12 protein-coding genes and 1 rRNA gene are annotated in these 12,194 nt (G+C 73.1%); 10 read left to right on the top strand and 3 right to left on the bottom strand.

Annotated elements, in window-relative coordinates; all coding sequences use genetic code 11:
- Positions 1 to 93 (top strand): 5S ribosomal RNA (rrf, locus tag ACIQMV_RS39220); the annotation flags it as partial.
- Between the two features lie 80 nt (positions 94 to 173).
- Here the strand turns inward: rrf and ACIQMV_RS39215 are convergent.
- Positions 174 to 1,409 carry a hypothetical protein gene (locus tag ACIQMV_RS39215; protein ID WP_402597903.1) on the bottom strand — a complete coding sequence of 412 codons (1,236 nt, stop codon included), beginning with the start codon at positions 1,407 to 1,409 and terminating at the stop codon, positions 174 to 176.
- Positions 1,410 to 1,469: 60 nt separating this feature from the next.
- Between ACIQMV_RS39215 and ACIQMV_RS39210 the strand changes: the two genes are divergently transcribed.
- A complete protein-coding gene (locus ACIQMV_RS39210; RefSeq protein ID WP_402597902.1) occupies positions 1,470 to 2,291 on the top strand; it encodes a hypothetical protein in 822 nt (273 codons plus the stop codon).
- Positions 2,292 to 2,377: 86 nt separating this feature from the next.
- Here ACIQMV_RS39210 and ACIQMV_RS39205 read toward each other — a convergent pair whose 3' ends face one another.
- On the bottom strand, positions 2,378 to 3,670 hold the full coding sequence (locus ACIQMV_RS39205) for a DUF1015 domain-containing protein (protein ID WP_402597901.1): 1,293 nt from the start codon (positions 3,668 to 3,670) through the stop codon (positions 2,378 to 2,380).
- A 72-nt stretch (positions 3,671 to 3,742) separates the two neighbouring features.
- Here ACIQMV_RS39205 and ACIQMV_RS39200 point away from each other — a divergent pair, with 72 nt between their 5' ends.
- The 4 genes from ACIQMV_RS39200 (at position 3,743) to ACIQMV_RS39185 (ending at position 7,814) form a co-directional block, all read left to right on the top strand.
- Entirely contained in the window at positions 3,743 to 4,768 is a 1,026-nt protein-coding gene (locus tag ACIQMV_RS39200; RefSeq protein ID WP_402597900.1) for an HAD-IIA family hydrolase, read from the top strand.
- Between the two features lie 69 nt (positions 4,769 to 4,837).
- Positions 4,838 to 5,881, top strand: a complete 1,044-nt coding sequence (locus ACIQMV_RS39195) for a FecCD family ABC transporter permease (RefSeq protein WP_402597898.1) — start codon at positions 4,838 to 4,840, stop codon at positions 5,879 to 5,881.
- Positions 5,878 to 6,933: a FecCD family ABC transporter permease gene (locus ACIQMV_RS39190; RefSeq protein WP_402597896.1), complete on the top strand. Its 1,056-nt coding sequence runs from the start codon at positions 5,878 to 5,880 to the stop codon at positions 6,931 to 6,933. Before ACIQMV_RS39195 ends, ACIQMV_RS39190 begins: the two co-directional genes overlap by 4 nt.
- On the top strand, positions 6,930 to 7,814 hold the full coding sequence (locus ACIQMV_RS39185; RefSeq protein ID WP_402597894.1) for an ABC transporter ATP-binding protein: 885 nt from the start codon (positions 6,930 to 6,932) through the stop codon (positions 7,812 to 7,814). Before ACIQMV_RS39190 ends, ACIQMV_RS39185 begins: the two co-directional genes overlap by 4 nt.
- Here the strand turns inward: ACIQMV_RS39185 and ACIQMV_RS39180 are convergent.
- Positions 7,798 to 8,145, bottom strand: a complete 348-nt coding sequence (locus tag ACIQMV_RS39180) for an SCP2 sterol-binding domain-containing protein (RefSeq protein WP_141362295.1) — start codon at positions 8,143 to 8,145, stop codon at positions 7,798 to 7,800. The genes ACIQMV_RS39185 and ACIQMV_RS39180 overlap by 17 nt on opposite strands.
- Before the next feature lie 42 nt (positions 8,146 to 8,187).
- Here ACIQMV_RS39180 and ACIQMV_RS39175 point away from each other — a divergent pair, with 42 nt between their 5' ends.
- The 4 genes from ACIQMV_RS39175 to recN all read left to right on the top strand — a co-directional run bounded on the left by ACIQMV_RS39175 (position 8,188) and on the right by recN (position 12,091).
- Positions 8,188 to 8,523 (top strand): hypothetical protein, encoded by a 336-nt coding sequence (locus ACIQMV_RS39175; protein ID WP_141362297.1) that lies wholly within the window; start codon positions 8,188 to 8,190, stop codon positions 8,521 to 8,523.
- Between the two features lie 7 nt (positions 8,524 to 8,530).
- Entirely contained in the window at positions 8,531 to 9,346 is an 816-nt protein-coding gene (locus tag ACIQMV_RS39170; RefSeq protein WP_402597892.1) for a TlyA family RNA methyltransferase, read from the top strand.
- Complete coding sequence (locus tag ACIQMV_RS39165) at positions 9,343 to 10,248, top strand: NAD kinase (protein WP_141362301.1); 906 nt, start codon at positions 9,343 to 9,345, stop codon at positions 10,246 to 10,248. The genes ACIQMV_RS39170 and ACIQMV_RS39165 overlap by 4 nt, the downstream gene beginning before the upstream one ends.
- 91 nt (positions 10,249 to 10,339) lie before the next feature.
- Positions 10,340 to 12,091 carry a DNA repair protein RecN gene (gene recN / locus ACIQMV_RS39160; RefSeq protein ID WP_402597890.1) on the top strand — a complete coding sequence of 584 codons (1,752 nt, stop codon included), beginning with the start codon at positions 10,340 to 10,342 and terminating at the stop codon, positions 12,089 to 12,091.
- The last annotated feature ends 103 nt before the right edge of the window (positions 12,092 to 12,194 follow it).

The raw sequence follows: 12,194 nt of genomic DNA, 5'->3' as shown, positions 1-12,194 counted from the left end.
ACGCCCGGTTACATTCCGAACCCGGAAGCTAAGCCTCACAGCGCCGATGGTACTGCAGGGGGGACCCTGTGGGAGAGTAGGACGCCGCCGAACAATCTTTGGAGGACCCCTGGTCACCAGCGTTCAGCTGGGACCAGGGGTCCTTTTCGCATTTCCCGTACAGAAGACAGGAGTCACCGATGTCCGCCAACTCTCCCGACGAGCGCCCGGAGCGCGATCAGCACCGCCGGGACGGTGGTGACCGCGGTGACCGTGGCGGGTACCGCGGAGGACCGCGCCGCGATGACCGCCGAGGCTCCCGTCGTGATGACGACCGTGGTGGTTACGGGCGTCGTGACGACCGTGGCGGCTTCCGCCGTGACGACAGGCCCGAGCGGGGCGATCGTCCCGAGCGGGGCGAGCGCGGGGATCGTGGCGGCTTCCGCCGTGACGACCGGCGCGACGACCGCCGTGACGACCGGCGTGACGACCGGCGGGACGGTGACCGCGGGGGCTACGGCCGTCGCGACGACCGTGACCGCGGCTTCCGCCGCGAGGGCGGCGACCGCCCCACCTACCGACGTGATGACCGCCGTGACGACCGTCGCGATGACCGCCGTGACGACCGTCGCGATGACCGCCGTGACGACCGTCGCGATGACCGCCGTGACGACCGTCGCGATGACCGCCCTGGCTTCGACCGCGGTGAGCGCCGTGACGACCGCGGTGAGCGCCGTGACGACCGCGGTGAGCGCCGTGACGACCGCCGAGGCTTCCGTCGTGACGACGACCGTGGTGGTTACGGGCGTCGTGACGACCGTGGCGGCTTCCGCCGTGACGACAGGCCCGAGCGGGGCGATCGTCCCGAGCGAGGCGAGCGTGGGGATCGTGGCGGCTTCCGCCGCGAGGGCGGCGACCGCCCCACCTACCGACGTGACGACCGACGTGACGACCGACGTGACGGTGACCGCGGGGGCTACGGCCGTCGCGACGACCGTGACCGCGGCTTCCGCCGCGAGGGCGGCGACCGCCCCACCTACCGACGTGACGACCGCCGCGATGACCGCCGTGACGACCGGAGGGACGAGCGCCGCGACTTCGGCCGAGGCGACCGCCGTGACGACCGTCGCGACCACCGGAAGGACGACCGCCGGGACTTCGAGCGCAGCGACCGCGGCGACCGCCGCGATGACCGCCGTGACTTCGACCGAGGCGACCGTCGTGATGACCGCCGTGGCTTCGACCGCGGTGACCGCCGTGACGACCGCCGTGACTTCGACCGAGGCGACCGTCGTGATGACCGCCGTGGCTTCGACCGCGGTGACCGTGGCGGCTTCCGTGGCCGTGACGACCGTGGTGGGCGTGGCCCGCGTCGTGACGACCGGGGCGGACGCCCGGGTGGTTTCCGGGGCGGCCGTGACGACCGGCACGGCGGCGGGCGTTTCCGCGACGACCGGGACCGGGACCGGGACCGTGAGCCGATCAAGCGGCTGCCGATCCCGGAGGACGTCACGGGCGAGGAGATCGACAAGGACGTACGGCAGGAGCTGCAGAGCCTGCCCAAGACGCTCGCCGAGGATGTCGCGAGGAACCTGGTGATGGTCGCCCGGCTCATCGACGAGGACCCCGAGGGTGCCTACGGCTACTCCAGGGTGGCCCTGCGCCTGGCGTCCCGTGTCGCCGCCGTACGGGAGGCGGCCGGGTTCGCCGCGTACGCGAGCCAGAAGTACGGCGAGGCGCTCGCCGAGTTCCGGGCCGCCCGGCGGATGACCGGGAACGTGGACCTGTGGCCCGTCATGGCGGACTGCGAGCGCGGTCTCGGACGGCCGGAGAAGACGCTGGACATGGCCGGGGCGCCGGAGGTGCACAAGCTCGACAAGGCCGGACAGGTGGAAATGCGGCTCGTCGCGGCCGGCGCTCGGCGGGACATGGATCAGCTGGACGCGGCCATCGTGACGCTGCAGAGCCCCGAACTGGCCTCCGGCTCGGTCCAGCCGTGGACCGCGCGTCTGCGGTACGCCTACGCCGACGCGCTGCTCGCCGCCGGCCGGGACTCCGAGGCACGGGAGTGGTTCGCCAAGGCCGTCGAGGCCGACCGCGACGGCAGCACCGACGCCTCCGACCGGCTGGCCGAGCTGGACGGTGTGGAGTTCACCGACGCCCTCGACGAGAACGGCACGAACGACGAGCCAGTTGAGAGCGACGAGAGCGACGAGAGCGACGAGAGCGACGAGAGCGACGAGAGCGGCGACAACGGCGTGATCGGCGAGAACGGCGAGAGCGGCGACGCCGACCCGGCCGGCAAGGACTGACGGACACCACCGGTCGTCAGGCCGTCACACCGGCCGTCACAGGCAGAGGGCGGGCCCCGGTCACCGGGGCCCGCCCTTCGTCGTTTTCAGAGATCCAGTGCCCTCAGCACCAGTCCCGACGCCGGCTTGGGGCCGAACGACGTCGACTTGCGGGGCATCGTGACACCCTGGCGGGCCAGGTCGCGGACGACCTCCTCGCGGACCGGGTGCATCAGGACGGCCGTACCGCCGTCGCGTTCGGCCTTCTCCACGGTGGCGACCGTGTCGTGGATGTATGCGATGTGGGCCGGGGAGTCCTCGGGGATGTGCCAGACGTGCTCGAGGAGCGTGGCGTGCAGGACGGTCGCGTCGAGGGTGCGCCAGGCTGCGGGGTGCTCCGCCGGGATCGTACGGGCCAGCAGGGCCGGGTCCGGGCGGTCCACGAGATGGAAGGCGCCGTCGCCGGCGAACAGGAAGGCGTTGCCCTCGCAGGCCGCGTCCGCGAGCGCCTCCAGCGCTTCCGTCAGGGGCAGGTCCAGACGCCGTACGCGGAACAGGCCGTCCAGGGCGGACAGCGCTTCGGCGACCGGCAGGCCGTGCAGCAGGCGGTGGATGGCGCGAACCCGGAGCGGGTAGCGGGCCGTGTCGACCAGGAGGACCAGACCGTAGTCCCAGGCACTGGGGGAGGGGTGTTCCGCGCGCAGCCGGCGGTAGGTCGCCCAGCGGTGATGGCCGTCGGCGATCAGGGCCTGGTGTGGGGCCAGGTCCCCCTGCACGCGCGCGAGATCGTCGGGGTCGGTGACCGCCCACAGGCGGTGGCCGAAGCCGTCCTCGGTGGTCGTCGACAGCAGCGGCGGCCGTTCGGCGACGCGTTCGATGATCATGGTGGTGGCGGCGGTCGAGCCGTCGCCGCGGTAAGTGAGCAGCAGCGGTTCGAGATTGGCGCTGGTCGCGCGCATCAGGGCGGCGCGGTCCGCGACCACGTGCGGCATGACGTCCTCGTGCGGCAGCACCACGCCCTCCGCCGGCTCCGACACGCGCAGCGCGCCGATCAGTCCGCGTTGCAGCATGCCGTCGCCGTCGCGCTGCTCGTAGACGTACAGGGCCGGTTCCGGGTCGGCGGCCAGGACGCCCTCGGAGAGCCAGCGGCGCAGGGTCTCCGCCGCCTGTTTGTTGCGGGCGCTGGGCGTTTCGGCCTGCGGCAGAATCAGCCGGACGATGTTGTACGGATCGGCCGACTGGAGGTGGTGCAGGCCGTCGGGCCGCACGACGACGTCGTACGGCGGGGACGTCACGGCGGCCAGGCTGCCGACCCGGTCGGGGTCGTAGCGCAGGCCGCGGAACGGGGTGAGTTCGAGGCCCGGGCGCGTTGTCGCCGGTGCATGACCTGCTGTGTTCATCCCGGCATCGTACGTGTGTCAGCGGTGTGGGGGATGATCGGGGAAAACGGGTTTCATGAGGAGAGATGCGGAATGACCCAGGGCGTCAGGACGAGGCCCGAAGGCAGTGCACAGGCCCTGAGCGAGGCGTACGACACGGCCCTGCTCGACCTGGACGGGGTGGTCTACGCGGGCGGCCACGCGATCGCGCACGCGGTCGACTCGCTGAGTACCGCCCGAGCGGGCGGGATGCATCTGGCGTACGTCACCAACAACGCCCTGCGCACCCCGGCCGCGGTGGCCGCGCACCTCACCGAGCTGGGCATACGGGCGGAGGCGGCCGATGTGGTCACCTCCGCGCAGGCGGTGGCCCGGCTGATCGCGGACCAGGTGCCGCAGGGCGCGCGCGTGCTGGTGATCGGCGGTGAGGGACTGCGCACGGCGCTGCGCGAGCGCGGACTGGAGCCGGTCGAGTCGGCCGACGACGATCCGGCGGCGGTGGTGCAGGGCTACGGCGGCCCGGAGCTCGCGTGGGGGCGTTTCGCGGAGGCGTGCTACGCCATCGCGCGCGGGGTGCCCTGGTTCGCCTCCAACACCGATCTGACGATTCCGGGCGCACGCGGGATCGCGCCGGGCAACGGCGCGGCGGTCGAGGTCGTCCGGATCGCCACGGGCGCGGAGCCGCAGGTGGCGGGCAAGCCGCTGCCGCCCATGCACCGCGAGACGATCCTGCGCACCGGTGCCGAGCGGCCGCTGGTGGTCGGGGACCGGCTGGACACCGACATCGAGGGCGCGTTCAACGGCGGGGTCGACTCGCTGCTCGTCCTGACCGGGGTGACCGACGGCGCGAAGTTGCTCGCCGCGCCCCCTCGGCACCGGCCGACGTATGTCGACGCGGACCTGCGGGGGCTCCTCACCGGGCAGCCGGAAATCACTCGGGAGGGTGACGGTTTCCGGTGCGGCGGGTGGACGGCGACGGCGGACACCGGTCTTGAGCTGAACGGCGACGGGGAGGCGCTGGACGGGCTGCGCGCGCTGTGCGCGGCGGCGTGGACGGCGGGCGGCGAGGACGCGTGCGAGCTGGACGGGGGGAAGGCACTGGCGCGACTGGGGCTCTGAACCCGTCGCTGACCCGGTGAGGCGCCGGGAACCGTCGAACCGGTGGAGAGGGTAGGCTAACCTAACCTCGTGTTGGTCGACAGTCCCCCAGAAGAGCGCGCGGCGGCCGCCGCCGCGCCCCCAACCCATCGAGGCGCGCGGGCCGTTGGGCTCCTCGCCTCCGTCGCGATACTGCTGCTGGTCGCCCTGGCGAGCATCGCGATCGGAGCGAAGGAGCTGTCCTTGGCCCAGGTCTGGCACGGACTGTTCCAGGACTCGGGGACGTACGGCGACGTCGTGGTCGGCGAGCGGCTGTCCCGTACCGTCCTCGGCCTGCTCGCCGGATCGGCGCTCGGGCTGGCCGGGGCCGTGCTCCAGGCGCTGACCCGCAACCCGCTCGCCGATCCGGGCATCCTCGGCATCAACGCGGGGGCGTCCGCCGCCGTCGTCACCGCCATCACCTTCCTGGGCGTGACCAGCCTGAGCGGCTACGTCTGGTTCGCCTTCCTCGGCGCCGCGGCCGTGGGCGCCCTGGTGTGGTTCCTCGGCGGCAGCCGGGGCGCCACGCCCGTACGCCTCGCGCTCGCCGGAACCGCGATCGGCGCCGCGCTGTACGGCTACGTCCAGGCCGTGATGATCATGGACGGGGCGGCGCTGGGCAGGATGCGGTTCTGGACCGTGGGTTCCCTCGCCTCCGCCACGACGGCGACCGTCACCCAGGTGCTCCCGTTCTTCGCCGTCGGCACGGTCGTCGCCCTGCTGCTGGCCCGGCCGCTCAACGCCATGGCCATGGGCGACGACACCGCCCGCGCCCTGGGCGCCGATCTGAACCGCACCCGGGCGCTCGCCATGCTCGCCGCGACCGTGCTGTGCGGGGCCGCGACCGCCGCCTGCGGGCCGATCGTCTTCGTCGGGCTGATGGTCCCGCACGTCGTGCGCTCCTTCACCGGACCCGACCTGCGCTGGATCCTGCCCTACGCCACTGTCCTGTCCCCCGTCCTGCTGCTCGGTGCCGACGTCGTGGGCCGGGTCGTCGCCCGGCCCGCCGAGCTCCAGGTCGGGATCGTCACCGCGATCATCGGTGGCCCCGTGTTCATCCTGCTCGTACGGCGGCGGAGGACGGCCCAGCTGTGAAGACCACCCGCATCCCCCGCCCCGTACGGGCCCTGCGCACCCCCGGCGGGCTGTCCCTGCGCCTCGACGTCCGCACGTGCGCGGTCGTCGCCCTGCTGGTGCTGGCCGCGCTCGCGGCGAGCGTCGTGCTGATCGGCACCGGAGACTTCCCGATCCCGGCCTCCGACGTGCTCAGGACGCTCGTCGGCCAGGGCGGTCCGGGGCAGGAGTTCGTCGTCCGCGAACTGCGGCTGCCGCGCGTCCTCGTCGGTCTCCTGGTCGGCGGCTGCCTCGGCGTCGGCGGCGCGCTGTTCCAGTCCGTCTCCCGCAATCCGCTGGGCAGCCCGGACGTGCTCGGCCTCTCCCAGGGCGCGGCCGCCGGCGCGCTCACCGTCATCGTCCTGTTCTCGGGCAGCGCCGGCGCGGTCACCCTCGGCGCGCTCGTGGGCGGCCTGGTCACCGGCACGGCCATCTACCTGCTGGCCTGGAAGCAGGGCGTGCACGGGTACCGGCTGGTCCTGGTCGGCATCGGCGTCTCCGCGGTGGTCACCGCCGTCAACGGCTACCTGATCACCAAGGCCGACTTCGTGGACGCGGCCCGTGCGGTGGTCTGGATGACCGGTTCGCTGAACGGGCGCGACTGGACCCAGGTCGGACCGCTGGCCGTGCTGTGCGCCGTGGTCCTCCCGGTCGTCCTCGCGAACGCGCGCGCCCTGCGGATGCTGGAGATGGGCGACGACGTCTCCTACGCCCTCGGGGTGCGCGTCGAACGCGTACGGCTGCTGCTGATGGGCTGTGCCGTCCTGCTGGTCGCCGCCGCCACCGCGGCCGCCGGTCCCGTGAGCTTCGTGGCCCTGACCGCGCCGCAGCTCGCCCGGCGCCTCACCCGCTCCCCGGGCCCCAACCTGGTGCCGTCCCTGTGCATGGGCGCCGCACTGCTGGTCACCGCCGACCTGACCGCGCAGCGCGCCTTCGGCGCCGACCAGCTGCCGGTCGGCGTGGTCACGGGCGTGCTCGGCGGGGTCTACCTGCTGTGGCTGCTGGTCACCGAGCGCAGGGCCGGGCGGATATGAGCGCCCGCAGCAACGCAGTGAGCAACCGAAGGAGCACCGTGAACCGCCTGTCCGCCGACAACGTCACCCTCGCCTACGACCAGCGCGTCATCGCCGAGCAGCTGTCGGTGGAGATACCCGACAACTCCTTCACGGTGATCGTCGGCCCCAACGCCTGCGGCAAGTCCACACTGCTGCGGGCGCTGTCGCGGATGCTCAGGCCCAGCCGGGGCCGGGTACTGCTCGACGGGCAGGTCATCCAGTCGATGCCCGCCAAGAAGGTCGCCCGGACGCTCGGCCTGCTGCCGCAGTCCTCGATCGCGCCCGACGGGATCACCGTCGCCGACCTCGTGGGCCGCGGCCGCTACCCGCACCAGGGGATTCTGCGTCAGTGGTCCGCCGAGGACGAGCGGGTCGTGCGCGAGTCCATGGAACGGACCGGCGTCGCCCGGCTCGCCGAGCGGTACGTCGACGAGCTGTCGGGTGGCCAGCGGCAGCGCGTGTGGATCGCCATGGCGCTGGCCCAGCAGACGCCGCTGCTGCTGCTCGACGAGCCGACGACGTACCTGGACATCCAGCACCAGATCGACGTCCTCGACCTGTGCGCCGAACTGCACGAGGAGCAGGGGCGCACCCTCGTCGCCGTGCTGCACGACCTGAACCACGCCGCCCGCTACGCCACCCACCTCGTCGCCCTGCGCGGCGGCCGGGTCATCGCCCAGGGCGCGCCGAACGAGATCGTCACCGCCGAACTGGTGGAGGAGGTGTTCGGGCTGCGCTGCCAGGTCATCGAGGACCCGGAGACCGGTACGCCGCTGGTGGTGCCGGCGGCGCGTGCGGCCCGCGCGCGTGCGGCGGCCCACGGCGCGGCGGCCGGCCTGGCCGCTACAGAAGTTTCGTGAGCCGCATCAGGTCGAACAGGCTCGCCTGGAGCTTCACCCGCCCCGACCCCCAGGCCTTGGCGAACGCCAGCTCCCCGCCGACCAGCGCGAGCAGGTCGTCGCCGGTCATGGCGAGCCGGATCTCGGCCTTCCCGGGCGGCGGGCCCTGAACGGTGTCCCGCACCTCTATCCGGCCGCCGACGAGGCGGCCCAGGAAGGTGACGTCCAGATCCTTGATGTGGCAGCTCACCGAGCGGTCCAGGGCCGCCGCCTCGCGGGCGTCCCCTTCCGCTGTCGCCATGTTGTCGGAGAGTCTTTCGAGTGCGCTGCGGCACTCCTCGATCGTTGCCATCACCACCGACGTTACCCCAGGGCTTCGCGGTAGCGTCTGGGCATGAGCGACTCTGTGACCGGGACGGAGGTCCGGGAGGAGGCGGCGGACCCCGAGGGGGAGGCTCCACCGCCCGGCGGCGAGGCGGCCGACGCGACCGGCGAGCACGACCCCGCGGCCCCCGCCCCGCTGCTCGTGCCCCGCACCCCCACCGGCGACGCCCGTGTCGACGCGGCCCTGGAACGGCTCGGTGACGCCGACCACCTCGCCACGGACGGACACCTCGAGGTGTACGAGGATGTACACGGGGGGCTGCGCGACGCGCTCACCGCGCTCGACGCCAGTCCGGCACCTCCGGCGCCCCCCGCGCAGTCACCGCCGTACCGACACAGGAGCTGAACCGAACGTGGCAGGAGTCGCACGCCGCCGTCTCGACGCGGAGCTGGTCCGCCGGAAGCTCGCACGCTCGCGCGAGCACGCCGGCCAGCTGATCGCCGCCGGGCGGGTCACCGTCGGCAGGACCGTCGCGACCAAGTCCGCCACCCAGGTGGAGACCGCCGCCGCCATCGTCGTCGCCGTCGACGACAGTGACCCCGACTACGTCTCCCGGGGCGGGCACAAGCTCGCGGGCGCGCTGAAGGCCTTCGTACCACGCGGGCTGGTCGTCGAGGGACGGCGCGCACTGGACGCCGGCGCGTCCACCGGAGGCTTCACCGACGTGCTGCTGCGCGCGGGCGCCGCACACGTCGTCGCCGTCGACGTCGGATACGGACAACTCGCCTGGACTTTGCAGCGCGATGAACGCGTCACCGTCAAGGACCGTACGAACGTACGCGAGTTGACGCTCGAAGCGATCGATGGGGAGCCTGTGGATCTTGTCGTGGGGGATCTGTCCTTCATCCCGCTCGGCCTGGTGCTGCCCGCCCTGGTGCGGTGCGCGAGGCCGGACGCCGATCTGGTGATGATGGTCAAGCCGCAGTTCGAGGTGGGGAAGGAACGGCTGGGCAGCGGGGGCGTCGTACGGAGTCCGGAGCTGCGGGCCGAGGCCGTGCGGACCGTGGCCGGGAAGGCGTGGGAACTGGGACTGGGGGCCGAAGGCGTCACCGCCAGTCCGCTGCCCGGACCCTCCGGGAACGTCGAATACTTTCTGTGGCTGCGTGCCGGGGCGCCCGCCCTGGACCCGGCCGATGTTGACCGCGCAGTGGCGGAGGGGCCGCGTTGACACAGACCCAAGCTCGAACCGTTTTCCTGCTGGCCCACACCGGCCGGTCGGCCGCCATCCGCAGTGCCGAGCTCGTGGTCAAAGGGCTGCTGCTGTCCGGCATCGGCGTACGCGTCCTGGAGGCGGAGGCACGCGACCTGCCGCTGCCGGACGAGGTGGAGCTCGTCAAGGAGGCCACCCCGCAGTGTCTCGACGGGTGCGAGCTGCTCATCGTGCTGGGCGGTGACGGCACCCTGCTGCGCGGCGCCGAGTTCGCCCGCGCCTCGGGCGTGCCGATGCTCGGCGTCAACCTCGGGCGGGTCGGCTTCCTCGCCGAGGCCGAGCGGGACGACCTCGACAAGGTCGTCGACCGGGTGGTCAGCAAGGCGTACGAGGTCGAGGAGCGCATGACCGTCGACGTGGTCGTGCACCGCAACGGGGACATCGTGCACACCGACTGGGCGCTGAACGAGGCGGCCGTGCAGAAGGTGTCCGCCGAGCGGATGCTGGAGATCGTGCTCGAGATCGACGGGCGTCCGGTGACCGGGTTCGGCTGCGACGGCATCGTCTGCGCCACCCCCACCGGGTCCACCGCGTACGCCTTCTCCGCCGGCGGGCCCGTGGTGTGGCCGGAGGTCGAGGCGCTGCTGATGGTGCCGATCTCCGCGCACGCGCTGTTCGCCAAGCCCCTGGTGACGTCGCCCGACTCCGTGCTGGCCGTCGAGGTGCTGCCGCACGTCCCGCCGGGCGTGCTGTGGTGCGACGGGCGGCGCACGGTCGAACTGCCGCCCGGCGCGCGCGTGGAGGTGCGCCGCGGAGCGGTACCGGTCCGGCTGGCCCGCCTGCACCACGCGTCGTTCACGGACCGCCTGGTCGCCAAGTTCGCGCTGCCGGTCTCGGGGTGGCGCGGGGCACCGCACTAGGACTGCCGTCCCGGGACACGGGTGCACCGGCTGCCCCCTGGGTGCCCCTCCAAAGGTGGGGTGGCGTCGCACGGCGCGACCAAAACCTCGTATGGTCGTGGTCGTGTTGGAGGAGATGCGGATACGGTCACTCGGAGTGATTGACGACGCGGTCGTCGAGCTGTCGCCGGGGTTCACCGCCGTCACCGGTGAGACCGGTGCGGGCAAGACCATGGTGGTCACCAGTCTGGGACTGCTGCTGGGCGGACGCGCGGATCCGGCGCTGGTACGGATCGGCGCCGGGAAAGCGGTCGTGGAGGGGCGGGTCAGCGTACCCGCGGACGCCTCCGCCGCCGTACGGGCCGAGGAGGCCGGCGCCGAGCTCGACGACGGGGCGCTGCTGATCAGCCGTACCGTCTCCGCCGAGGGCCGCTCACGGGCGCACCTGGGCGGACGGAGCGTTCCGGTGGGGCTGCTCGCCGAACTCGCCGACGAACTGGTGGCCGTGCACGGGCAGACCGACCAGCAGGGACTGCTCAAACTGACCCGGCAGCGGCAGGCGCTCGACCGGTACGCGGGCGACGCCGTCGCCGTGCCGCTCGCCAAGTACGCCGAGGCCTACCGCCGGCTCCGCGTCGTGACCGCGGAGCTGGACGAGATCACCACGCGTGCGCGTGAGCGGGCCCAGGAGGCCGACATGCTGCGCTACGGCCTCGACGAGATCGCCGGGGTCGAACCGCGGGCCGGGGAGGACACCGAGCTGGCCGAGGAGGCGGAGCGGCTCGGCCACGCCGAGGCGCTGTCCGCCGCCGCGACGGCCGCGCACGCCGTCCTCGCGGGCAATCCGGAGGACCCCGAGGGCATCGACGCGGCCACCCTCGTCGCGGGTGCCCAGCGGGCCCTGGAGGCCGTGCGGTCGCACGATCCGGCGCTGGCCGCGCTCGCCGACCGCATCGGCGAGATCGGCATCCTGCTCGGCGACGTGGCCGGGGAACTGGCGGGGTACGCCGACGACCTGGACGCCGATCCGCTGCGGCTGGCGGCGGTGGAGGAACGGCGGGCCGCGCTCGGCGCGCTGACCCGCAAGTACGGCGAGTACGAGAAGGGCGTCGCCGCCGTACTCGCCTGGGCCGAGCGGAGCGCCGCCCGCCTCACCGAGCTGGACGGCGACGACGAGCGGATCGGGGAGCTGACCGCCGAGCGGGACGCGCTGCGCATCGAACTGGGAGGTCTGGCCCAGGCGTTGACGGACGCCCGCACGGAGGCCGCGGAGCGGTTCGCCGCCGCCGTGACGGCCGAGCTGGCCTCCCTGGCCATGCCGCACGCGCGCGTGTCGTTCGACATCCGGCAGACCGAGGACCCCGAGGGCGTCGAGGTCGACGGCCGTACCGTCGCCTGCGGACCGACCGGCGCCGACGAGGTCGAACTGCTCCTTGCCCCGCACCCCGGGGCGCCGCCCCGGCCGATCGCCAAGGGTGCCTCCGGCGGTGAGCTGTCGCGCGTGATGCTGGCCGTCGAGGTCGTCTTCGCCGGGACGGATCCGGTGCCGACGTATCTCTTCGACGAGGTCGACGCGGGCGTCGGCGGCAAGGCGGCCGTGGAGATCGGGCGGCGCCTGGCCCGGCTGGCGAAGAGCGCCCAGGTCGTCGTCGTCACCCACCTGCCCCAGGTCGCCGCTTTCGCCGACCGGCAGTTGCTGGTGGAGAAGACCAACGACGGCTCGGTGACCCGGTCGGGCGTGAAGGTGCTCGAGGGCGAGGACCGCGTCCGGGAGCTGTCCCGGATGCTGGCCGGCCAGGAGGACTCCCAGACGGCCCGGGCACACGCCGAGGAACTGCTCGCCGCGGCCCGGGCGGACGCCTAGTGCGGTGGCCGGAAAGGTTCACCGGCTCGCGGCGTCCGGCACGGCACTCCCCCAGCCTTCGGCCGGGGGTACCCCCACGCCGCGTTGTCGCATCACCCGAGTA

The organism is Streptomyces sp. NPDC091412, from assembly GCF_044756885.1.
Lineage (GTDB): Bacteria > Actinomycetota > Actinomycetes > Streptomycetales > Streptomycetaceae > Streptomyces.
Note: the sequence above shows the minus strand (reverse complement) of the source record. Positions and strands in the feature narration are given on the sequence as shown.